Source organism: Daejeonella rubra (assembly GCF_900103545.1).
GTDB classification, from domain to species: domain Bacteria; phylum Bacteroidota; class Bacteroidia; order Sphingobacteriales; family Sphingobacteriaceae; genus Daejeonella; species Daejeonella rubra.
Map to the genome: position 1 here is coordinate 48,183 of NZ_FNHH01000015.1, position 23,979 is coordinate 72,161.

At 38.6% G+C, this 23,979-nt stretch carries 21 protein-coding genes; 12 read left to right on the forward strand and 9 right to left on the reverse strand.

Annotated elements, in window-relative coordinates:
* Window positions 1-33 precede the first annotated feature (33 nt).
* Together BLR27_RS11325 and BLR27_RS11330 are read right to left on the reverse strand one after the other, a co-directional pair.
* A complete protein-coding gene (locus BLR27_RS11325; protein ID WP_090704963.1) occupies window positions 34-1,545 on the reverse strand; it encodes a sigma 54-interacting transcriptional regulator in 1,512 nt (503 codons plus the stop codon).
* An 11-nt stretch (window positions 1,546-1,556) separates the two neighbouring features.
* Window positions 1,557-2,657, reverse strand: coding sequence for a vWA domain-containing protein (locus tag BLR27_RS11330; RefSeq protein ID WP_090704965.1), 1,101 nt, complete (start codon window positions 2,655-2,657; stop codon window positions 1,557-1,559).
* Window positions 2,658-2,813: 156 nt separating this feature from the next.
* Between BLR27_RS11330 and BLR27_RS11335 the strand changes: the two genes are divergently transcribed.
* Complete coding sequence (locus tag BLR27_RS11335) at window positions 2,814-3,239, forward strand: YybH family protein (protein ID WP_090704968.1); 426 nt, start codon at window positions 2,814-2,816, stop codon at window positions 3,237-3,239.
* Between the two features lie 4 nt (window positions 3,240-3,243).
* On the opposite strand, the gene BLR27_RS11340 is transcribed toward BLR27_RS11335, so the two are convergent.
* Genes BLR27_RS11340 through BLR27_RS11355 form a run of 4 tightly spaced genes read right to left on the reverse strand, consistent with a single transcriptional unit; the run spans window position 3,244 to window position 6,658 of the window.
* The gene (locus tag BLR27_RS11340; RefSeq protein WP_090704970.1) at window positions 3,244-4,035 is read right to left on the reverse strand and encodes an SDR family oxidoreductase; all 792 of its coding nucleotides are present in this window, start codon (window positions 4,033-4,035) and stop codon (window positions 3,244-3,246) included.
* A gap of 6 nt (window positions 4,036-4,041) precedes the next feature.
* Window positions 4,042-5,172 carry a radical SAM family heme chaperone HemW gene (gene hemW / locus BLR27_RS11345; RefSeq protein WP_090704972.1) on the reverse strand — a complete coding sequence of 377 codons (1,131 nt, stop codon included), beginning with the start codon at window positions 5,170-5,172 and terminating at the stop codon, window positions 4,042-4,044.
* A 48-nt stretch (window positions 5,173-5,220) separates the two neighbouring features.
* A complete protein-coding gene (locus tag BLR27_RS11350) occupies window positions 5,221-6,180 on the reverse strand; it encodes an EamA family transporter (RefSeq protein WP_090704974.1) in 960 nt (319 codons plus the stop codon).
* Between the two features lie 4 nt (window positions 6,181-6,184).
* Window positions 6,185-6,658: an Lrp/AsnC family transcriptional regulator gene (locus BLR27_RS11355; RefSeq protein ID WP_090704976.1), complete on the reverse strand. Its 474-nt coding sequence runs from the start codon at window positions 6,656-6,658 to the stop codon at window positions 6,185-6,187.
* A gap of 272 nt (window positions 6,659-6,930) precedes the next feature.
* Here BLR27_RS11355 and BLR27_RS11360 point away from each other — a divergent pair, with 272 nt between their 5' ends.
* From BLR27_RS11360 to porN, 6 genes are all read left to right on the forward strand, one after another.
* A complete protein-coding gene (locus tag BLR27_RS11360) occupies window positions 6,931-7,884 on the forward strand; it encodes a DUF4271 domain-containing protein (protein WP_176767683.1) in 954 nt (317 codons plus the stop codon).
* Between the two features lie 5 nt (window positions 7,885-7,889).
* Entirely contained in the window at window positions 7,890-8,669 is a 780-nt protein-coding gene (locus tag BLR27_RS11365; protein ID WP_407641184.1) for a uroporphyrinogen-III synthase, read from the forward strand.
* 274 nt (window positions 8,670-8,943) lie between these two features.
* On the forward strand, window positions 8,944-10,269 hold the full coding sequence (gene porK, locus BLR27_RS11370) for a T9SS ring complex lipoprotein PorK/GldK (protein WP_090704979.1): 1,326 nt from the start codon (window positions 8,944-8,946) through the stop codon (window positions 10,267-10,269).
* 39 nt (window positions 10,270-10,308) lie between these two features.
* Entirely contained in the window at window positions 10,309-11,103 is a 795-nt protein-coding gene (gene porL, locus BLR27_RS11375) for a type IX secretion system motor protein PorL/GldL (protein WP_090704981.1), read from the forward strand.
* Between the two features lie 47 nt (window positions 11,104-11,150).
* Window positions 11,151-12,683, forward strand: a complete 1,533-nt coding sequence (porM, locus tag BLR27_RS11380; RefSeq protein WP_090704983.1) for a type IX secretion system motor protein PorM/GldM — start codon at window positions 11,151-11,153, stop codon at window positions 12,681-12,683.
* 5 nt (window positions 12,684-12,688) lie between these two features.
* Entirely contained in the window at window positions 12,689-13,555 is an 867-nt protein-coding gene (porN, locus tag BLR27_RS11385; RefSeq protein ID WP_090704985.1) for a type IX secretion system ring subunit PorN/GldN, read from the forward strand.
* Window positions 13,556-13,610: 55 nt separating this feature from the next.
* On the opposite strand, the gene uvrC is transcribed toward porN, so the two are convergent.
* The 3 genes from uvrC to porW are packed head-to-tail and all read right to left on the reverse strand — an operon-like array spanning window position 13,611 to window position 20,488.
* Window positions 13,611-15,410: an excinuclease ABC subunit UvrC gene (gene uvrC / locus BLR27_RS11390; RefSeq protein ID WP_090704986.1), complete on the reverse strand. Its 1,800-nt coding sequence runs from the start codon at window positions 15,408-15,410 to the stop codon at window positions 13,611-13,613.
* A gap of 35 nt (window positions 15,411-15,445) precedes the next feature.
* Window positions 15,446-17,683 carry a transglycosylase domain-containing protein gene (locus tag BLR27_RS11395; protein WP_090704988.1) on the reverse strand — a complete coding sequence of 746 codons (2,238 nt, stop codon included), beginning with the start codon at window positions 17,681-17,683 and terminating at the stop codon, window positions 15,446-15,448.
* A gap of 12 nt (window positions 17,684-17,695) precedes the next feature.
* Complete coding sequence (gene porW, locus BLR27_RS11400; protein WP_456072995.1) at window positions 17,696-20,488, reverse strand: tetratricopeptide repeat protein; 2,793 nt, start codon at window positions 20,486-20,488, stop codon at window positions 17,696-17,698.
* Between the two features lie 203 nt (window positions 20,489-20,691).
* Here porW and BLR27_RS11405 point away from each other — a divergent pair, with 203 nt between their 5' ends.
* The 5 genes from BLR27_RS11405 to atpH all read left to right on the forward strand — a co-directional run bounded on the left by BLR27_RS11405 (window position 20,692) and on the right by atpH (window position 23,926).
* The gene (locus tag BLR27_RS11405; RefSeq protein WP_090704992.1) at window positions 20,692-20,937 is read left to right on the forward strand and encodes an AtpZ/AtpI family protein; all 246 of its coding nucleotides are present in this window, start codon (window positions 20,692-20,694) and stop codon (window positions 20,935-20,937) included.
* Window positions 20,938-21,337: 400 nt separating this feature from the next.
* Window positions 21,338-22,480, forward strand: coding sequence for a F0F1 ATP synthase subunit A (atpB, locus tag BLR27_RS11415; protein WP_090704995.1), 1,143 nt, complete (start codon window positions 21,338-21,340; stop codon window positions 22,478-22,480).
* Window positions 22,481-22,526: 46 nt separating this feature from the next.
* Window positions 22,527-22,745: an ATP synthase F0 subunit C gene (atpE, locus tag BLR27_RS11420; RefSeq protein WP_090705041.1), complete on the forward strand. Its 219-nt coding sequence runs from the start codon at window positions 22,527-22,529 to the stop codon at window positions 22,743-22,745.
* A gap of 68 nt (window positions 22,746-22,813) precedes the next feature.
* Window positions 22,814-23,326 carry a F0F1 ATP synthase subunit B gene (locus BLR27_RS11425; RefSeq protein WP_090704996.1) on the forward strand — a complete coding sequence of 171 codons (513 nt, stop codon included), beginning with the start codon at window positions 22,814-22,816 and terminating at the stop codon, window positions 23,324-23,326.
* Window positions 23,327-23,386: 60 nt separating this feature from the next.
* The gene (atpH, locus tag BLR27_RS11430) at window positions 23,387-23,926 is read left to right on the forward strand and encodes an ATP synthase F1 subunit delta (protein ID WP_090704998.1); all 540 of its coding nucleotides are present in this window, start codon (window positions 23,387-23,389) and stop codon (window positions 23,924-23,926) included.
* Window positions 23,927-23,979: the final 53 nt, after the last annotated feature.

The window sequence follows — 23,979 nt, forward strand, 5'->3', positions numbered from 1 at the left end:
TAATTGTTGTTTTTATTCTATGAAAATGGGTGCTTAATATCGCCCCTTATCATCATTATAATCCTCGTCTTCATCATCTTCAAACTCCGGACTGAATAAGCTATTGAACATATCTGCAAAGCTGAAGCCTTTATCCAGAAAAGATTTGTTTATCAAAGAGAATTCAGCCAATCCATGCAACAGGAATTCCATCAGTAATACTTTCTGGTTCTCACTTAGACGAGGATGGAACTGTTTTATTACATTTTTTAAGCCCGGGACAGATTCCAATGACTTTTTATACTCTTCTAAGGACAGGTCATCAACCAGGCTAATCGTATTTCCTGCCGCGAACCAGTTGATGATATCAGCGTAAGGGTTAGTAGATTTGGCTTTTTTTAATTTTTCCGGATCAGGAAAATAGGTGATCATCAGAGTTTTTATAGCCTTTCCTAATAGAATGTTTGCAACTTTACTTGGACCTTCCAGCTCACCCTCATAAACCAACTCGATCTTTCCGGTTATTGCCGGGATCACTCCCAGAAAATCTGAAATCCTAACAAAGGTGCTTTCTTCGTCATTCAGTAGCATTCTTCTTTCTGCATTGCTGATAAGATTCTCATAAGCAGATATGGTAAGCCTGGCCGAAACACCTGATTTTTTGTCGATATATTCAGAATCACGGGCTTCAAATGCAATTTGTTCTACCAGGTCTTTTACCAATCCATCAGCTTCAATACTTGAGCGCTGTGAAGTAGTTATTCTGGCTTCCTGTTGGGTGATTTTTCTTGAAATATCAATGCTGCGAGGGTAATGGGTCAATATCTGACTTTCTATCCTGTCCTTTAAAGGTGTTACAATAGAGCCTCTGTTCGTGTAATCTTCCGGGTTTGCCGTAAAAACGAACTGAATATCTAATGGTAAGCGAAGTTTAAAGCCTCTGATCTGTATGTCTTTTTCCTGGAGAATGTTAAACAGAGCAACCTGAATACGAGCCTGAAGATCGGGAAGTTCATTGATCACGAAAATTCCTCTGTGAGCACGAGGAATGAGTCCGAAATGGATTACCCTCTCATCCGAATACGTTAATTTTAGTGTTGCTGCTTTGATGGGGTCGACATCGCCAATCAGGTCGGCCACTGTAACATCAGGAGTTGCCAGTTTTTCTGTATAACGGTCAGAGCGATGCAGCCAGGCAACAGGAGTATCTTCTCCTTTGATTTCTAAAATATGATGTCCGAACCAGGATATAGGATTTAATGGATCTTCAAATAATTCAGAACCTTCAATGTATGGAACATATTCATCCAATAAATTGATCATTAAGCGTGCGATACGCGTTTTTGCTTGTCCGCGTAAACCTAAAAGCAAAATATTATGCTGAGATAAAATGGCCGTCTGCAGGTCAGGAATAACGGTGTCCTCATAGCCTATGATACCTTCCATAACGGTATTTTTATTTTTCAGCTCTCTGATAAGATTCTCGCGCAGCTCTTCTTTAACTGAACGGGAAACATATCCGGATTCACGGAGTTCTTTAAGTGTTTTTATCTGCAACAAATTCATATATCGAAATTCTATCTAATTGTTCTTCTTCTGTTCTTAATGTAATCTTCAAAAATATATTCACCCAATCCTTTCAGTGAGCTATAAAATGCCCTGCCTCCGTTTATTTCAGTAAACTGCCTCACAAACTGCTGTAAATAAGGGTCTTGTGCTATCATGAAAGTAGTTATGGGTATACTGAGCCGTTTACATTGTGCAGCCATATTCAGGGTTTTATTCACCACTTTACGATCCAGGCCTACACTGTTCTTATAGTATTTATTTCCCTCCTTTAAACAGGTGGGTTTGCCGTCTGTGATCATAAAGATCTGCTTGTTATGAGTTTTTCGTCTCCTTAACAAGTCGACAGCAAGCTCCAGACCAGCATAGGTATTCGTATAATAAGGCCCTACCTGTAAATAAGGTAGTTCTTTGACAGTAATGGTCCAGGCATCATTTCCAAATACTACAATATCTAATGTGTCTTTTGGATATTTGGTTCTGATCAGTTCTGCAAGGGCCATAGCCACTTTTTTTGCAGGGGTAATTCTATCTTCACCGTATAAGATCATCGAATGAGAAATATCGATCATCAGTACCGTAGATGTGATGGTTTTAAAATCCTTTTCCTCAACTTCAAGATCTCTTTCAGTCATTGAGAAATCACCTATTCCATGATTGATCTGTGCATTGTGTATGGAGGCAGTCATATCGATCTGGTCAACACTGTCGCCAAACTGATACTCTCTTCTGTCTGCATTTTTCTCCTCGCCAATACCTGAAATATTAGTGTTGTGCCCCCCTTTTCCTGATCTTTTCAGTTGACCGAAAATTTCTTCAAGTGCTGATTGGCGAATGCTTTGTTCAGTTTTTGCAGTTATTTTAAATCCTCCTGGGTTTTTGTCGTCATCACCTAAATAACCTTTCTTTTTAAGGTCTTCGATGAAATCACCCATACCATACTCATCGGTAGTGAGTTTGTACTGTTTGTCAAGTTCGTTTAACCAGGCAATAGCTTCATTCGCATCGCCGGATGTGTAATTGAGCAGTTCGAGAAATAGCTTCAATAATTCATCAAAACCCCCTTTTGGAAGCTCATTCGGAATAAATTTTGAAAATGCATGTCCTCGCATGTGGCTTGATCACTTTTATTTAACAAAGATCAAAGTTAAAGGTTTAAACGGCTAATAATGTTAGGGATGTGTCAAATAAAGCTATGGTCGGATTTTTCCTGATCTTGCTATTTTCAGAAATTACATAAATGTCCTTTTAAACCTTTATTTTTAGACATGAAGAAACCATTTATTTTCCTGTTATTTCTATTGTCAGTACACAATCTGTATGCTCAGAAGAGTCAAAAGGACTTAATTCTTACACTTCTTGAAGACCAAAGGCAGGCCTGGAACAAAGGAGATATTAAAGAATATATGCAGGGATATACCCAGTCAGATTCATTGCTTTTTGTTGGAAATAGTGGACCTGAATACGGATGGAATGTTATCCTCAATAATTATATAAAGAGTTACCCCGACAAATCAGCGATGGGTTATTTAAGCTTTGATATCAAAGAAATAAGAATGATATCCGCTGATCATGCATTTGTGCTTGGTGCCTGGCATTTGAAGAGGGAAAAGGATGATCCAAAAGGATATTTTACCTTGCTTGTAAAAAAGATCAGCGGAAAATGGAAGGTAATTGCCGACCATTCAAGTTAATTGATCAGGTTACTTTGGCTGTTCGTACAATTTTTGAAAAGATGCCTGGCAAAAATCTTTTTAGCAACACCGCATACTTTTCTTTTCCACCTATATAAACTTCTTCCTTTCCTGATCGAATTGCCTTTATTATCTCGATAGCACACCTATCTGCAGGCATACCATTGGCCTGAGCATCATCCATGCTGTTCTGTTTTGTGCCATCTGCGGTTAATGCATTGATCGTGACGTTGGTTTTAATGAATCCGGGGCAAATGATGCTGATCTTTATTTCAGGGTTTATTTCTGTTCGCAAGGAATCGAAATACCCATGTAAAGCATGTTTGGATGCTGAATAGGCCGAGCGAAATTTTGTTCCGAATTTCCCAACCAGACTACTTATGATAACAATATGTCCGCTATTATTAGAAAGCATAGAAGGTAAAATGTTTTGAGTAAGTGCCACAGTTCCCCAAAAGTTGATATTCATGATCCTTTGTGCAACATCCAGATCAGTTTCAAGTGCAAGTGAACGCTGGCTAACACCACCGGAATGGATGATAATATCGACTTTGTTAAAAATTTTGATTGCCGAGGCTGTGACCTCTTTCAATGAGTCTGTATTCTCAAGATCCAGAGGAAGTACATGTACATCCAGAGGATTGACCTTACACTTGCTTTTTACCAGATATAAGGATTCTCTGTTTCTTGAAGAGATTATGAGTTTAGCACCCAATTCATTGAGTTTGTAGGTAAGGGCTTCACCTATTCCGCTTGATGCGCCTGTTATCCATACAACTTTGTTCCTGATCTCCATAGAATTTTAGGTATTTATAAATAGTTCTGAGGCAATATGGTCAGCAAAGAGTTTCCCATCAGTTGTTAATGTAACGATATGATCCTTTAAATTAATCCAGCTTTTATCTATGAAAGGTTCAAGTCCATCCTTTATCTCGTTTGAATAGTCTGAGCCGAAGCGTTCAGTAATCTTGTTTAAATTCATTCCTTTACTTGTCCGCAGGGAAGTCATTATATATTCATTGATGCGGTTTTCGATACTTAGAACTTCTATTTCTGCAGGGATCTTTTTCAGCTCAATCTGGTCAATGTATTTGGAATTATTTGAAATATTCCACTGCCTGCTTTCCCCATTAAATGAATGAGCTGATGGCCCGATTCCCAGGTAAGGCACTCCTTCCCAATAGTTAGAATTATGTTTAGAGTATAAACCCGGCTTTGCAAAGTTTGATATTTCATAATGGTCGAAACCAGCCTCTATAAGTTGTTCCATCAGAATGAGGAACTGAGCAGCACTCTGGCCTTCATCCATGGGCTTTTGCTCGCCCTTTTTAATAAAAGATGATAAAGCTGTTGCGGGCTCCACTGTCATGGAATAAGATGAGATGTGGGGGATATGCAATTCAATAAGCTGCTGAATATTATGCTCCCATTTAGGTTTGCTAAGCAGGGGATATCCGTAAATCAGATCGGCTGTAATATTTTCAAAACCTGCATCCTGGACTCTTTTTATGGAGCTTTGAGCTTCCCCGGCAGAATGAGCACGGTTCATCCATTTAAGATCCTCTTCAAAAAATGATTGCACACCAATGCTGAAACGGTTGATCAGGGTTTGGCGGAGCTCTTTTACTTTTTGAGGATTCAGATCATCAGGATTAGCTTCAAGGGTGACCTCAGCAGTTGGAGAAACTTCAAAAAGCTCGGTTATTTCTCCGATCAGGGTTTGTATTTCATCGGCGCTGAGTAAGGATGGAGTACCACCACCGAAGTAGATCGTTTCAACTTTTTCTCCGGCTAAATAATTCTTTCTTAAAATAATTTCATGCCTTAATGCTTTGAGCATTTGGTCTTTGTACTGAGGCGATGTGCTAAAATGGAAATCGCAATAGTGACAGGCTTTTTTACAGAAAGGGATGTGCAGATAAATTCCGGCCATTTTACAAATCTACAACAAATCCCAGCAGGGTTAATTATTAGGCAATGGTTAAGAATTTTTTATTCTATCTGCCAATTTTTCCCTTCTGTACCTTGCCATATTGATTAGTAACACACTTCCCAGAATTATTATTAGTCCCGCTATCTGAATTGCAGTAATTTTTTCATTCGCGAAAAATACTCCAAGCAGCACTGCTACAACAGGGTTTACATAAGCATATGTACTAACCTGCATGGCAGTTCGCACCTGGAGAAGCCAAACGTAAGCGCTGAATCCGGCAACAGAGCCCATGATCACCAGATAGACAAGGGCGATCCATGAATCGGAGGGAACCTCCTGCCAATGAAAGCCGCTAAATTCGTCACGGATCAGGATACCTGGGATAAAGGCAATTCCTGCAGCCATTATTTGCCAGGTTGTTGTAACTATGATCGAGCCTTCGGCAGATCTGTATTTTGAATAGAGTGAGCCCCCGGCCCATGCAATAGCTGCAAATAGCAAAAGTACCATGCTGCTCATTTTTACAGGCGTACTTTCCGGCATTGAAAAGATCTGTGAAATTTGTTCACTAAAAAGTAAGATGACACCGGCAAGGCCGATAAGCATTCCTGCGATGATAGATTTACTTCTGAAATTCTCAGACCATTTGGGTTTATCTAGCAATACAAACCATAAAGGTGCTGATGAAACTGTGATGGCAACCATTGCACTTGGCATACTTTGTTCTACCCAGATAATGATTCCGTTTCCGAAAAAAAGAAGCAGTATCCCACTTATAGCAGCATGTTTGATACCGCGTATCGCAAATAGTTTTTCACCTCTTATAATACACCAGCCCGCCATGAGTAAGCCAGCTAATATAAAACGTAAGGCACCCAGAATAAATGGTGGAAATCCTTTAACAGCCATCTGAATAAAGAAATAGGTCGAGCCCCATACAATATAAACTATTGCAAAGGCAAGGATAACCATTAAGGGTGAGGCGGATTTGTTTTCGGTGGCAGACATTCTATTATTGATGAATAACTAACTGTTGCTGTTCTTTGATAGTTTCAAGAACCAGGGTAGTTTTGGTGATAACTATATCAGGAATTTTGCTCATGGTGTTCCTCAACAGATCCAACAGTGAAGCTGAATCAGTGGTGCGGATCTTAACGATAAAACAATCATCTCCTGCAATCTGATGAACTTCCTGTACCTCTGCGATCTTTGCTAGTTCAATTGCCGTATTGCTAATCCCAATTCCATTACTTGCTTTTACATAAACATAAGCAAGCAGGTTTTGATTTAGAGCAAGCGGATTTAGCCGGGTTGTATACTGAAGTATGATATTTTTTTGTTCCAGTTTTTTTACCCGCTCAAGCACCGCAGAAGGAGCCATATTTAATACCCGCGCAATATCGGCATTAGATATCCTGGAATTTTCCTGCATTAAGCTTAGAATTTCAAGATCTATTTTATCGGATATGTGCTCTTTCTGATGCATTATTCGGTAAAAATATATAAAATAGAATAATATTCAAAATAACATGAGATTTAAAGAATGATATTCTTTTCTGAATCAATATCCTAGTATTTATTCTTTGTCACAATTTTAAAAAGTTCAATAGGATCAAGAATGATTGTATGTAAATCCTGAATTCAAAAAGATTTTAGGAAACAACCATAAAAAAGCTGAAATTTGATAAACTGGAGTTTATCCGGTGTAATGGATTTTAGCCAAGGATGATAAAGCGGTTTTTCGGTTTAATACTGATAATGTTTCTAATTAATCCACTTGTTTCCGGACAAGTTGACAGTAGTAAATTAAATTCCGGTCAGGTAAATTATCGCGTGTCCAACAGATGGCTGGATTCTGCAGCTTTAGTACAGAGGCAGAACTATAGAGATTCACTAAAGTCTATTAAAGATTCACTTTCAACGGTATGGATAAAGGCTCCTGATCCTGAAAGGCCTAACCGCTTTCTGGATAGTCTTATTTCACTCTATAAAGTTGAAAATCTTGACTTTCGTTCCTGGGCTGGAAAATTTCAGAAGAAATCCGTCCGGTATGATGAGGGAAGTCCAAGGCCGTACAGAGAAACATGGGTCATTGTGGTGGTATTGTTTCTTGTCTTGTTTTTTGCACTGATCAGATTCTTTTTTCCTGCAGAGCTGAATACAATAATCCATGCCTTTTATAGTAATCAGACCTTAAGCAAGATCAATAAGGAAGATACCTTATTTAGTTCCTGGCCATTTGTATTTCTTTACCTTTTATTTGGGCTGATCACAGGTCTTTATCTTTATTTATCAGGAAAGTATCTTGAAATATCTTATCCGGCAGAAGGTTTTGAATTATTTATATACTTATCAGCTGTTGTAGTTGGATTATTTACGTTGAAAATTATTGCTCTCCGGATATTAGGATTTTTATTTGATGTGAAACGATTGGTTAGGGAATATGTGTCAGTTTTATACCTTAGTTATTTTAATGCGGCCATTTTATTCCTGCCAGTAGTTATTGCATTTAGCCTTACAAGCTATCGTTTCGCAGTTATTTACAGCTATATTGGAATAGCAATGCTCATTGTAATTTTTGTCCTCCAATTTCTTCGGGCTGGGGCTAATATTTTATCGAATTACAAGTTTCCTAAAGTATATTTAATTATTTATCTTTGTGCCCTCGAATTCTGTCCTTTAATTATCCTATTTAAAGCACTTGGGTATTAAGCCCCATGACAAATATGCAAGTACCTTCAACAGAGAAACCAAGGAAAGTAAAAAGCATCTTGGTTACGTTACCAAAGCCGGATTCCGATAAGTCGCCATATTTTGAATTGGCAAAGAAATACAATCTAAAAATTGATTTCAGATCTTTTATTCATGTTGAGGGTGTGCCAGCAAAAGAATTCAGGAAGGAAAAAATCAATTTAGCAGATTTTACGGCTGTTATTTTTACCAGCAAAAATGCTGTGGACCACTTTTTCAGAATATGTGAAGAGATACGTTTTGATGTCCCTGCCGACATGAAATACTTTTGTATTTCTGAAACTATCGCTCTCTATCTTCAGAAGTATATTCAATACCGGAAGAGAAAGATATTTTTCGGGAAACAAACAGCAATTGACCTTGCTGAGGTCTTGAAAAAGCATACCGCAGAAAAATTTCTTTACCCATGTTCGGATGTAGCTGCTGAAGAAACTCAAAAATTTCTGAATGATAATGGATATGACTTCAAAACTGCCGTGCTATTTCATACTGTATGCAGTGATCTGTCAGATCTTGCTGAGGTGTTCTATGACGTGATCGCATTTTTTAGCCCAAGCAGTATCAACTCTCTGTTTATAAATTTCCCTGATTTTAAACAAAATTTTACCCGTATTGCTGCTTTTGGGGCCAGTACACATAAAGCGGTACTTGAACATAAATTAGTCCTGAATATCCCTGCACCAACGCCTGAGGCACCAAGTATGACCATGGCTCTGGAACAATATATCAAACAGGTAAACAAGTGATTTACAGCGCAGATAAGGTTTCATGGAAATTTATAATTAAAATTTCAGCAACCTTTAGTTGAATTTGAACGTATTATTGAAATATTTTGCTGTATCGAAAATAGATGCATTAATTTGACGTTCTAATAATCATTTAATTACATTGATAAGCTTGCTTCTCTATGAAATATTGTGTTTGAACGCAGATGGATTAGTTTTATCGTATATAGTATAATGAATTTTATTATATTCGAAATTATTTTGTTGAGGGAATGCAAAACTGGAATTGTTTAAAATGAGAAAAATATACTTTATCGCTCTTGCAGCTTTGGTCATAATAGGCACTGGCTGTGGTAAAGGTGGGACCAATGGTGAGTTGGTTGGTGTTGCAACTAAGAAGTTTAAGAACAATGAGGTTCCTTTTGGCATGGTTTACATTCCTGCCGGGACCTTTATTATGGGTCAGACTGACCAGGATATTACTTTTGCTCAGATCTCACAGAATAAGCAGGTTACTGTTCAGGCTTTTTACATGGATGAAACTGAGATCAGCAATAAGGAATACCGTCAGTTTGTGAACTGGGTCCGTGATTCAATTGCCATTTCCACTTATCTTCAGGATGATCAATATTATCTTAAACCAAAGGGTCAGGTAGATCCCAATGATGCAGGTAAAAAATATATCAACTGGAAAAAAGTTGGAAACGGAAGTGCCATATGGGGTGGAAAAAAGGGAAAAGGTGCTTCAGCTAATGGACCGAAGCTTCAGGCCATGTACTATCAGGGAGAAGACAGAGTGTTCGATCGGAATGAAATTGATGTAAGGTTACTGAAATATAATTTCGCGATCATGAGGTTAAGGGAAGCAGCAAACAACAGAAATAATATGACTGCAAAGCGATCTGATTTCATTCTCAGAGATACTGTCGGTGTTTACCCTGATACTCTTGTTTGGTTATCTGACTTTGCTTATGCACAGAATGAGCCAATGGTTAAGGGCTATTTCTCGCACCCTGCTTACGCTAATTATCCTGTAGTTGGTGTAAACTGGCGTCAGGCGCGTGCCTTCACTGTTTGGAGAACTCGATTCAACGAAGCATACAAAGATAGTCGTCGTCTTCCAAAGAGAGCCGATTATGAACTTCCTACTGAGGCAGAATTTGAATATGCTGCACGTGGTGGCAGGGTAGGTACAACTTTCCCATGGGGAGGCCCTTATATAAGAAATGCAAAAGGTTGTCTGATGGCTAATTTCAAGCCCGGACGTGGTAATTATATTGATGATGGCGGACCATTCACTGTGAATGTAAAAGCTTATTATCCAAATGATTATGGTTTATATAATATGGCCGGAAATGTAGCAGAATGGACTTCTTCAGCATTTGATGAATCCTCATCAACATTCACTCATGATATGAATCCAACATTCAGCTATGAGGCTAAATCAGATGATCCTGAGGTTTTGAAGCGTAAAGTCATTCGCGGAGGCTCCTGGAAGGATATTGGTTATTTCCTTCAGAATTCAGCAAGCAGCTTCGAATATCAGGACACTTCAAAATCTTATATCGGATTTCGTTGCATTACCAAATATCAGGGTCGTGATATAAAAGATAAGCTCTAAAATTTAAAATTTCCTCTCTTAAAATTCGTAAATAGTATTATGGCTCAAAAGAAAAAATTCAAGCTAGGTATCAATACCTTAATTTCCTGGGGTGCTTCCATTGTAATTGTAGGTCTGATGTTCAAAATCCTTCATTGGAAAGGTGGTGAATATATGATTGCTATTGGATTAATAACAGAAGCACTTTTGTTTTTTGTTTTGGGTTTTCAGTCAGAGCCTACAGAACCAGACTGGACCAAGGTCTATCCCGAGCTTGATGAGGAATATAAGGGTGAAGTATCCCGCTCATCCGGAAGTAGCTCTGCTTCTTCAACTGCTGCATTGGATAAAATGTTGACAGATGCTAAAATTGGTCCCGAGCTTATCGAAAGTCTTGGAACTGGTTTACGCACATTCGGAGATAAAGTATCTGCAATATCTGGTATAGCAGATACAGCAAGTGCCACTACTGAGCTTGCTGCCAAAGTAAAAACTGCTTCCGGAAGTTTTGATACTCTAAATCAAGCATTCGAGAAAGCAACAGCCAGCTTAAAAGAAATGGGTGAAACTAATATTGATTCAAGATCTTACCACGATCAGGTAAACTCTCTAGCTAAAAATATTTCAGCCTTAAATGCAGTTTATGAATTAGAATTACAGGATTCCAGCGCCCATTTAAAATCAATGAATAAGTTTTATCAGAATCTTTCATTGACTATGCAAAATTTCAATGAGTCAATGGAAGACTCAAAACAGTTTAAAGACGAAGTAGGCAAGTTAGCTAAGAACTTATCATCCTTAAATGCGATATATGGTAATATGTTATCAGCCATGAATCAGCCTAACAGATCTTAATTGTTTGAATAAGTATTATAAATCTTTAAATTTTTAAATAAAATTGCATGGCTGGAGGTAAACAAACCCCAAGGCAGAAAATGATTGGAATACTTTACCTTGTTTTACTTGGTTTGGTAGCACTGAATGTCAGTGATTCAATCTTGGAAGCTTTCAAAAATTTAACGGATAGTCTGAATGCTTCAACCCAGAATGTTCAAAGTGGTGTTGATGCAACCTATGCTTCATTTGAGGCCACTAAACTCAGGGATGAACCTGCCAGAGCCAAACCTATTTATGATAAGGCTAAATTAGCCAGTTCATATACCAATGAGCTTGAGATATATGTAGCAGAACTGAAAAAGCTTTTTGAAAAAGAAGGTGGAGGGTACAATGAAGCAACAGGAGATATTAGTAAAAGAGATAATCTTGATATTTCTCCGCGGTTAATGATCAATGAAAATCGTGCCACTGAGCTTAAGAAAAAGATAAACGATACCCGGAGTAAATTACTTGATCTTCTTGACGAAAAGGAACGTAAAAGTATTAGTTTTTCACTCGAAGCAAAAGATCCGCCAAATCGCGGTGGGATAAAAAGGAGCTGGGAGCAATCTAATTTTGGAGATGGTATTCCACTTACAGCGGCACTAACTGCATTGGCAAAGATTCAGGCAGATACAAAGAATGCGGAATCAGAAATTGTTAAGCGGATACTTGGAAAAATGGATATTGCAGTTGTTAATCTCGATCAGTTTTCGGCTGTAGCAGTTGCACCTACATCATATTTGATTGCGGGTCAGTCTTATACTGCTGAAGTATTCCTGACTGCATCAGACTCAAAATCCAGTCCGGATATAACAGTTGGAGGTTCAAGACTTCAAATAAAAGACGGTAAAGGTATTTATTCTGTTAATACAGGTAAGGAGGGTATTTTTAGCTGGATCGGTACTGTTCGTGTGAAACAAACAGATGGTTCAATAAAGACCTATACTACCCCGGAACAAAAATACCAGGTTTCCCGACCTTCAGTGGTTGTTTCACCTGATAAGATGAATGTGTTTTATGTTGGAGTACCGAATCCTGTTTCTGTTTCAGCGCCTGGTATTCCAAAGGAGAATTTGTCTGTAACAATTAGCGGTGGTTCTATTTCCGGTTCCAATGGTAAGTATACTGTTAACGTTACTTCTCCGGGATCTGTTGCTAAGGTAAATGTCTCAGCAAATATCAATGGGAAAGTTCAAAATATTGGTTCAAGTGATTTCCGGGTTAAACGTATCCCTGATCCTAAAGCGAAATTTGCGGGTAAAACTGGAGGAAGCCTTAGTTCTGTTATAATAAAATCGCAGGGATCAATATTCGCTATTCTTGATCAGTTTGATTTTGATGCGAAATTTGCGGTTACCAGATTTAGTTTGGTTATTGCAAGGCCACGTGCAGACGTTGTAGTACTGCAGGCCACCGGTAATTCTTTTAGCCCGCAAATGCGTGCTGCAATTGCCGCAGTAACTCCTGGAACCCGGGTGATTTTTGATGATATTGTTGCTGTTGGTCCGGATGGAACCCAAAGGCAACTTGACCCAATGGCGTTTAAAGCAAATTAATTGGTATGAAAAAAATATTTTTTGCCTTGATCCTGATAGCCGGTACTCTACGTTTGAGTGCTCAGGCTCCTAATTTAAATAATGACACCAAACCAAAGCCAGCAGAAAGGCCTGTTGATGGATTTTATCAAAAGACCAATATTCTGAATGCCAGGGTATCACCCTATGCGAGTTTAAGAGAATCTGACGTAATGTTCAGTAAGCGGGTATGGAGAGAAATTGATCTTCGCGATAAGGTAAATATGATCTTTGCTTCTCCTAAGTCGAGGTTGATTACCATTCTTACAGATGCAATACAGGCAGGTGAGCTAACAGCATACGATGCAAGCAGTACAAAGGATGATGTGAATGGTGATGAGTTTTCTGTTGTTTTGAAAGCAGAGGAAGCGATGGCAAGATTTGCTGATAGTGTGTTGGTTCCTATTTTCGATAAGGATGGAAATCAAACAGGTACAGTAGTTACAGCTGGTGAATTTAATCCGGATAGTATTGTTAAATTCCGTATTAAAGAGGACTGGATCTTTGATAAGCAGCGTTCGGTATTTGAACCCCGAATTGTAGGTATTGCACCAATGGTTCGTATTTCTGCTGCGGGACAAGCTTTTGATGAGCAGCCTGCATTCTGGATCTACTTCCCTGAAGTGCGTCATCTTTTAGTTACCAAAGCTGTTGTTAACCGTAGTAATGATGCAACAGGCTTGAGTTATGATGATATTTTCATGAAACGTGTCTTCTCAAGCTATATAGTAAAAGAATCTAATCCTGAGGATCTCCGTATTAAGGATTATGCTCTCGGAATAGATCGCTTATATGAATCAGAGAGGGTTAAGAAGGCGTTGATGGACTTTGAACATGATCTTTGGTCATTCTGATCATAGACTGACAAAATATTAAATAAGGCCGGCAGAATTTATTTTCATGCCGGCTTTATTGTTTAAAATAGGTTAGGAGCGAAACTGTCTGACTCTTGTTTAATACCTCAAGCAATTCTGCTTCTGTTGATTCCTTTATCTTTTTTACAGATTTGAAATGCCTTAAGAGCTTTTCTGCTGTTGTTCTGCCAACGCCGGGTACATTTTCTAGTTCTGTTGCTAAAGTGGCCTTATTTCGTTTCTTTCTGTGGAAAGTAATACCAAAGCGGTGGGCTTCATCCCTGAGCTGTTGTATAATCTTTAAGGTTTCTGATTTTTTATCCAGGTACATAGGATATTGGTCCCCAGGATAATAGATCTCCTCCAGGCGTTTGGCAATTCCAATGATCGTGACCTCCTTCTCAATTCCCAATTTCTTAAGACTCTTTATCGCAGATGAAAGTTGTCCTTTTCCACCATCAATGATAATTAACTGTGGGAGTGTTTGTTCTTCATCCAGCATTCTGCGATATCTTCTGAATACAGCCTCCTCCATGGTGGCAAAATCATCGGGACCTTCAACTGTTTTAACATTAAAATGCCGGTAATCTTTCTTCGAAGGTTTCGCATCCTTAAAAACTACAATCGCTGAAACAGGAAATTTTCCTTGAAAATTGGAATTATCAAAACATTCGATATGTCTTGGCAACTGGTTAAGACGCAGATCCTTCTTCATCAGTTCCAGAAGACGACCAGTCCTTAGTTCAGGATTTAACTTCTCATACTGATCCAACTTTTCGCGTTTGAAGAATAGCACGTTCTTTTGGGATAGCTCCAGCAGCTTTTTCTTCTCACCCAGTTTAGGAACTGTAAATTTGATTCCTGAGTCAGGAAGATCGATATCAAATGGTACAATGATCTCTTTCGAATGGCTGTCAAACCTTGTCCTGAATTCAGTAATGGCAATGCTTAAGAGTTCTTCGTCACTTTCATCCAATCGTTTTTTCATCTCCAGGGTCTGGGTTTGAATAACGGTACCATTCATTACTTTCAGGAAGTTAACAAATGCGTGCTTTTCGTCAGTAGCAATGCTGAAAACGTCTACATCGGTAATAGATGAATTAACGATAGTTGATTTACTCTGGTAACGATCAAGAAGATCGTACTTGGATTTTAGTCTGTGTGACAGTTCAAAATTTAGCTCTGCAACTGAATCATCCAGTTGCTTCTTAAGCCGTTTGATCACTGCACCAGTTTTTCCATTCAGGATATCTTTAATTTCTGAAATGCTCTGATCATAGTCTTCCTCTTTTTGATAAGCCTGACAAGGGCCCTTACAATTTCCTATCTGATATTCAAGGCAAACCCTGAATTTCCCTGCATTGATATTTTCCGGAGAAAGGGGCAGACTACATGTTCTTAAAGGGTATATTTCTTTGATCATCCCAAGTATAGTATGCATCATGCTTACTGATGCATAGGGTCCAAAATAGGTTGATCCGTCTCTTATGATCTTTCTGGTCCAGAAGATGCGTGGAAATTTTTCATTTTTGATAATGATCCAGGGATAGGTTTTATCATCCTTTAATAAGATATTATACCTCGGCTGGTGTTTTTTTATCAGACTGTTTTCCAATAACCAGGCATCGATCTCTGTATCAACAATGGTAAACGTTACCTTTTTGACCTTGCTTACCAGGACTCTGGTCTTGGCATTTATCCGGAAATTGTCTTTGTTGAAGTAGGAAGAAACTCTGTTCTTGAGATTTTTTGCCTTGCCAATGTATATCAGTTCTTCAGATTCAGACCAAAACTGATACACCCCGGGTTTTTGGGGTATATTCTTTAAGTCGGATCGGTAATCAAATTTTTTCATTGGGGCTAATGTCAGATAAGGGCTTTTCCTCCTGATTAAAAACCAAGCTTCTTATCGAGTTCAGACTCTCCGGCTTGCTGCTGTGAATATGCCCCACAATCGAGTGTGGTTGTTATGCCACCCTTTGGAAGGGGGAAATCACCTTTGGAATATTTTAAAGTTGGATCTGAATACACCTTTTGCATGTACAGCGCAAATATTGGAAGTGCTGTATTGGCTCCTTCTCCAAAATTGGTTGAACTGAAATGTATCGCTCTGTCTTCAGCACCGGTCCATACTCCTGTGACCAGTTCGGGAGTAATTCCCATGAACCAGCCGTCAGAATTATTCTGCGTAGTGCCTGTTTTGCCCCCTATCGGGTTGGTCAGTTTGTATTTCCATCCTAATCGCACTCCTGTACCTTCTTTAACCACTGCCTTCAACATATCAGTCATCACATAGGCAGTTTGTTCATCCAGCACAACTTTGATCTTGGGTCTGCGTTCGTAAATTACGTTTCCGTTCTTATCCTCTATGCGTAGAAGATAGATAGGTTCTGTCCATACTCCATGGTTTACAAAAACAGAATAAGCGCCTACCATATCATATACTGAAGCATCAAATGAGCCCAGGCAAATTGATGGAACTGCAGGAACATCACTGGTAATCCCCATATTTTTTGTAAGGGTTGCCACTGCTGTCTGGCCTACCTGCTTCATCATGAAGGCAGTCACATAGTTCTGGGAATTTGCCAGTGCCTTTTTCAGGGTTAAGTTACCTGGTATTGGGTTGTATGCTTTTGGAGTCCAGACGGTACCATCGCCAGCATCTATACTTACAGGTTCGTTCGCTACAGTATAACAAGGCGAATAACCCCCATTGCCTATTGCAACTGCATATGTAAAAGGCTTGGCGGTAGAACCTACCTGCCTGGTTCCCATTTTTACCTGATCATATTTAAAATGGGTATAATTAGTGCCGCCAACCCATGCCCGCACATAACCTGTCTGCGGTTCCATTGACATAACTGCGTTACGGAGCATCAGTTTATAATATTTGATAGAATCCAGGGGCCTCATGAGGGTGTCAATTTCTCCTCGCCAGCTGAAAATGCTCATCTGTGCAGGTGTCTTGAAATTCTTCAGGATCTCCTCTTCTGTTTTTCCTTCTGCTTTTAATTGCTGATATCTGTCTGAGCGCCGCATTCCCTGATCGATCAGGCTTTTTGCCTCTTTGAAATTAAAGGGATCGCGGCCCTTCCAGGAGTTGTTGAACTGTACCTGCAGAGTTTTAAGGTATTCCTGCTGCGACTGCTCTGCATACTTCTGCATACGTGAATTCAGTGTTGTATATATCTTTAAACCATCTCTGTCAAGGTCATATGGGGTACCATCTGCTTTATATATCGAGTTTTCTTCCAGGGTTAGCTGAATATCTTTTTTCAATACAGCCCTAAAGTAAGGTGCTGATCCTTCGTTATGATCTGAAGGATTAAATGCAAGCTTTAATGGGATCTTTTTCAGACGCTCTTCTTCAGCATCACTGATATAATTTGCCTGACTCATGTTCTCTATGACCGTATTTCTGCGCAACAAAGCTCGTTCAGGATTACGATGAGGGTTATAAAGCGATGGTCCTTTCAGCATTCCGATCAAAATAGCTGCCTGTTCGGGTTCAAGCTTGTCGGGGGTGGTACTAAAATATGTTCTGGCCGCAGATTTTATTCCAAAGGTATTGTAAGAACCAAAATCCACAGTATTGAGATACATAGTAATTATCTCCTCCTTTGTATACTGACGCTCCAGTTTTACCGCAACAATAAGCTCCTGGGATTTTTGAACAAGTCGTTTTATGAAATTCTTTGAACGACCTTCTTTTGAAAAAAGATTTAATGCAAGTTGCTGCGTTATTGTACTTGCTCCCTGCCTTTTACCGATCAGATTGTAGAAAATAACAGTGAAAGTCCGTTTGAAATCAATGCCGGAATGGTTGTAAAAACGGATGTCCTCTGTAGCAATTAGTGCATTTATAACATTTGGTGAAATTTCATCATATCGTACATTGGAGCGATTTTGTACATAATAAGTTCCTAATACCACATTATCATCTGATATTACTTCTGATGCCTGATTGCTCTTAGGATTTTCTAATGCCCTCAGGTCAGGTAGCCTGCCAAAAAGACCAAGTCCGATACTGAAGATCAGGATCGCTCCAAACGCAATAATTCCAATGATCCACTTCCAAAACCGGATGGTATATTGATTTAATTCATGCTGCGTTAATGGGGTATTCATAAATTTTTGTTGTTAATAATTCCTTTTATAAAACTCAACATACCGGTCAAGCGTTTCCCTGTCACTGATCTTCTCAAGATTCTGCTTGTTTATATAGAAGGTACTGTATTTATTAGCAGGTATTTTCATAATTTCCCTGATCAGGGGATTGATTTGATTAAAATAAGTTTTTGCTGCCTCTTTACCTGTCAGCGGACCAACAAATATCAGTTGATTTTGGTTAGCAATAGATTTTAATTGATGTTTAATGACAGTGCCAGGTAAATTTACCCTATTAAACTGTCCGATCCCAAATCGGGATGAACTTAAATTTACCGAGGGGTCAGAAACATTGACAACAAAATAGTGATCGGTAGATTCCTCAAGATCAAAAAACTCAGCTGCTGCTGGGGTCTCAGATTTTATTTCCTCCTTTTTCAGCTCTGAAATTGGCACTTGTTCTTGCCCGGCTGGTGTAATAGTGATTGTCGGTTCAATTCTCTGTTCGTTGTTTTGTTTTGCAACAATAACCTGTTCAAATACTGGTTCTTCAATAAACGTATTATCCTTAGAATCATTGTCCAGCAATGCAAAAACCCGGTTTGACATGGTAGTTCTGTTCGAGTCAATATATGCCAGATGCAGCTTTACAAGCGGAACGATTAGCTGATCATCCGGATTGGAATCGACTATATTTTTAAATGCACTTTCAAGCTGATCAAGTTTTTGTAAGTGTCCGAGAGCCAGTGAGCCTATATAGGCTAACTGAACAGACAGTTTCTTTTCTCCTGCCTGTATCTTTTGCTGTTCAATCAATTTTAATACTTCAGGATAGTTCCTGCTTGTATATAAATTATATACTTCATTATAAAAGCGATTGAAAGCCAGCTCTTGTTCATCAGTTTTCTGGCTATACTCAGGATCCAGAATGATTTTGGCAAAAGGAGATTGAGGATATTGATTCAGAAGGATATTCTTGTATTCGTCAGATCGCTTAGGATTTACAAAGCGATAGAGCCTGTACAAATTATAATAGACCGCCAGTTTATTTGAATTTTCAGGAAATCGTTTAAGCAATTGTTCATATGTTTTTACAGCTTCGGCTGTATCTGCGGATACTTCACGGTAATAGTTGGCTATATCGTACATCGCAGAAGCGATTTTTTGATCGGAAATCAATTTCATTTCGCTGCTAAGTGGTATAGACTCAGTGAATGATTTTTTCAGGGAATCCAGATTCGCTTCAGTTTCTGCAATAGTAAGTTGCTGAAAGGGATCTTTATCAAGAGTTTGAAAAGGACTAACCCCATTAGAGATATCACTCGCCGATTTCTGACTGCGTCTCCAGTTATCTTCTAATTTTCGGGTTCCCCATCGTTTTTTGAAATCTGCAAGACCCTGATTTAAGGCAATGGAATTATTGAAATAAAATTTATTGTCTCCTCCTGTACTGCTAATCTGGATGGTAGAAGCCCCGCCTGATTGGCTGTTTGTTTTCCTTGCCTGTGCTTTAAGGGCCTCAAGCTTGATCAGAGAACTAACCTTATTATTTCTTTCGGACTCAGGTAATGCGGCAAGCATCTGCAAGGTATCTTCTCTGGCTATAATAGAAAGGCGATCGGCAAGAAGTTCAAGATTATCTGCCTTCTTTTTTATCAGCGCATAGTCGGGATAAATTGTTGGGAGAGATATCAGAGTACTGTCGTAATACGCTTTTGACTTAATGTAGTCCGTTTGTTTAAAATAGATCTCTGCCAGTTTTAGATATGCCAGTCCTTTTTGAGTCACATTTTTTGTGCTTTTTGATATAGCGTAATTGTAGTTTTCAATGGCTTTATCAATATTGCTGGCATCTGCATAGCTATCAGCAATCTGAAAGTAGATCTGATCAGTAAAATCCCTGTTTTTATCATCTTTCAGCATTGCAGCGATTTGCCTGGTCCTGCCGCTAGTATCACCGCTAAGCTGATTTTTCAGATTGATCATACTGAGTTTTGCATTGAAGGCCATGTCGAAAGGGGCATTGCTCTTTAAAACCCTTGTGTAATTCAAATAAGCATCCTTCGGCTGTTCATTGATTTCCTGTAGCTGCGCAATAAGGTAGGTCCAGCGTATTTTATTCTGTTTATTTACGGCTGATTTTATTGCTTTTTCCAGTAATGAGATGGCCTGAGCATCTTCTTTTGCATAGATATGAAGTTGCGCCCGGATTGCATAAATATCGGCTACTGACTTTTTTTCTGAACTGATATACCTAAGTGCTGAATCAATCGATGCTTCAGCTTCTTCTAACCTGTCTGATGCTATGAGTGATCTGGTTTTCCATGCAAGCGATGCCTGCCTGATCTCTTTCTCCTTTGGGTAGTTAACATATACATAACTAAAGAATTCAACGGCATTATAAAAATTCGATTTCAGGTGATTGGCTTTCCCAATAAGAAAATAGGCATTGTCCACGTATTTGCTGAGTGATTTCTGATTTGCGATGGTGTTGGCCTTGAGTATTGCATCATCCAGTTTTTTTAATTCAGACTGGGAAATAGTTTCATTTGGCTCTTTGTAAACAGGAATCACCCGGTCATAGTCGTCAGAATATGCCAGTTGAATATTCCGTTCGCTTTCATTGATAAGTTCTTTTGCATTATACAAAATATTATAATGAGCGGTTAGATTCTGCATACCACGACTTGCCACAGTTTCTTTTTGTGAATTGCAGGAAGAAAAGCAGAGACAAAGAGTGCAGCTTAGAAATAAAAAACGAAGTATAACTTGAATGTTTGATCTCAAATTAATCAGGCTTGAATTAGTATAACAGAATCTTTGCAAAGATATTTTATCGGAATGGATTTGTTCGGATAAATATAAACTCTTTCTGTTATAAAATCATGTTGCTTTTAGCTGCCTGAATATTAAAAACCAGGGATCAAATTGCGGGTACTTATTATGTCCAGAATAATATTCCTGAACTTTTATTTATTTCCACCAGGCAAGGGTTAAATTTGATAATTTTGTCCTGAAAATATTCGGAAATGGGGCAGGAAGAGAATAGACCAAATTTTAAGGATGATAAGGACCCTGAAGGACAGGCATTCGGTAATTATGCTAAGTACACAGGAGTTGCGTTCCAGATGATGGCTATAATCGGAGGATCAGCATATTTAGGATACAAGATAGATCAATGGTATGATCATAAGGTACAATGGGTAACTGCTCTTGCCTGTGTTTTGGGTGTGTGTCTTTCGATTTACCAAACGATCAAACAACTTAAGCCATGAGCATTCTGCGTTTTATAATTTATTTCATTCTTTTTATTGCTTTTTTAGCTGTTGCCCCTTTGATTGCCCAATATTATTTTCCGGATGAAGCTCTGGTTATTCCAAGATTCTGGCCCTTGTTCTGGATATTTTCGATCGTCACTTTCAGTATCTATTTATTTGCCTATTGGAGAATGAGTATCAGTAACAAGGCTTCGGGTCAGGCTCTGCTTGGGAGTGTCACTATTAAGCTGCTCATTTGCATGATTATAGCCTTTGTTTACATAAGCGGGAACACTGTTGAGCCGGCAAAATTCATCATCAATTTTTTTTATCTATATTTCTTTCATACAGTGTTTGAAATATATTGTTTGTTATGTAACTTGCGCAACCAAAAATTTAAGTAAATTCCTTATAATAAATGGATTTGAGCCATATTTTCAATTCAAAAAAATTCTTCAGCATATCGTTTTATGCAGTTTTATTTTCGTTGTTGAGTTTTTCTGCCTATTCTCAGGAGCATACAGCCGCAGATACGTCACATGTGCCTGCTACTGCAGAACACGCTGAGGCAACAGAGAAAGATGAAGATATTTCTAAAGTGATTCTTCATCATATTGCTGATTCACACGAATGGCATTTTTTCGGAAATGTTTCCATTCCATTGCCTGTAATTCTTTGGACAGATAATGGCCTTGTAACTTTCCTTTCGAATAAATTTGGTCATAATGATCATGGTACTGAAATTTTAGATGCAGACGGTACTAAGCTTGTTAATTATCATGGAAAGTTCTACTATCCTTCTGATGTGAAGAGTGCTGATGGAACCTATATCTCACATGATTCAAAAGGAGAGCTTTTAAATGGAAAGCCACTGGATATTTCAATTACCAAGAACGTTGTTTCATTATTGATCTCTGTAACGGTTCTTTTGATCGTTTTCATTGGTATTGCCGGTTCATACAAAAAACGCGAAGGTAAAGCTCCTAAGGGTTTACAATCGATACTTGAGCCAATTATATTGTTTGTACGTGATGACATTGCCAAGCCGCAATTGGGTCATAGATACAAAGGTTTTATGCCATACCTGTTAACTGTATTCTTCTTTGTTTGGTTAAACAACCTGATGGGATTGATTCCATTCTTTCCAGGAGGCGCAAATCTAACAGGGAATATAGCTGTTACCATGATGCTGGCACTTTGTACATTTGTTTTAACTACTGTAAATGGCAATAAGAATTACTGGGGCCATGTATTTACACCTCATGTTCCATGGTGGTTATATCCATTAATGATCCCGGTTGAGATCGTTGGATTATTTGTTAAACCTGTTGCATTAATGATTCGTTTGTTCGCAAACATTACTGCAGGCCACATTCTGATATTAAGTTTGATTTCTTTGATATTTATTCTGAAATCAGTTTTCGTTGCAGGTATCGCAATTCCATTCGTACTGTTTATCAGTGTGATCGAGTTGGTGGTAGGATTTATTCAGGCATTCATTTTCACCATTTTGTCAGCCCTGTTTATCGGGATGGCGGTGGAAGAGCATGCTGAGCATTAATATGAATTTATTTTTTGTTTAATATATATTTAAAAATCAGATTATGATCGTTGGAAGTATCGCTGGTATTGGTGCAGGATTAGCTGCAATCGGAGCAGGCATTGGTATCGGAAACATTGGTGGAAAAGCTATGGAAGGTATGGCTCGCCAACCTGAAGCAGCATCTAAAATTCAAACAGCTATGTTAATCGCGGCAGCATTCGTTGAAGCGGTAGCATTGTTCGCTGTGGTTGTTGCGTTCTTAGGAACAGGACAAGTAAACTAAAAAAATAAGGCTTGTGCGATTGGCACCGGCCTTATTTTATTATTTTGATTTATTAAATAATATAACAAATGATATTACTGGCATTAAATCCATTAGTTTCTCCGGATCCGGGCTTGTTCATCTGGTCAACAGTTACTTTTTTAATACTGTTTTTCCTTTTAAGCAAGTTTGCCTGGAAGCCAATAGTTAAGGCTCTTGATGAGCGTGAGCGTTCAATCGAAGATGCTTTGGCAAAGGCAGAAATGGCAAAGGCAGAAATGGCTAAGCTGATCAGTGAGAACGAAGATCTATTGAAAGAAGCCCGTTTAGAGCGCGACAGCATTTTAAAGGAAGCAAAAGAGATCAAAGATCAGATCGTTAATGATGCAAAAGATCAGGCTAAATCTGAAGGGGCTAAGCTGATCGAAAAAGCAAAAATTGAGATCACTAATCAAAAGCTTGCTGCAATGGCAGAAATTAAAAATCAGGTTTCCAGCTTATCTATTGAGATCGCTGAAAAAGTGTTGCGCAAGCAATTCGAAGATCAGGGAAAACAGCAGGCGCTTGTTAATGATCTGTTAAAAGAAGTAAAACTCAATTAAGCAAATTTGTTAATCATACTGTTTGTAAAATAACAAATTAACAAATCGACAAATCGAATTATGTCAGAAATACAAGTTGCATCGCGTTACGCAAAAGCTTTAATTGATCTGGCGGCTGAACAGAATGTTGTAGAGCCGGTTAAGAAAGATATTGAGCTGTTTCTCGATACCTGCAGAGCTAATCCACAGTTACAGGCAATTCTTAAGAATCCAATCATTAGCCTTGACAAAAAGGCGAATATACTGGATGGTTTATTTGGTGATAAGCTGAATAAAATGATCCTGTCATTCTTTAAGATTGTTATCAGGAAAGGACGTGCTGAAGTTTTATATGGTACAGGAAAGGAATTTATCAATCAGTATAATATTCTTAAGAATGTAGTAAAGGCAACGGTAACATCGGCTTCTCCATTAAGTCCGGATAATATTACCCAGATCGAAGAGGTAGTGAAGCAAGCAACAAAGGGTGAAGTTATTTTAACTGCTCTCGTTGATCCTGAACTGATCGGAGGATTTATCCTGAAGGTTGGCGATAAGCAGTTTGATACAAGTTTATCCAGCAAGCTGAATAAACTTAAAAAAGAATTTCAACAAAATTAATTACCCCAAACCCTGAAAAGGGCTTTATTTGCTTCCAATAGGGGTGGGGGCGT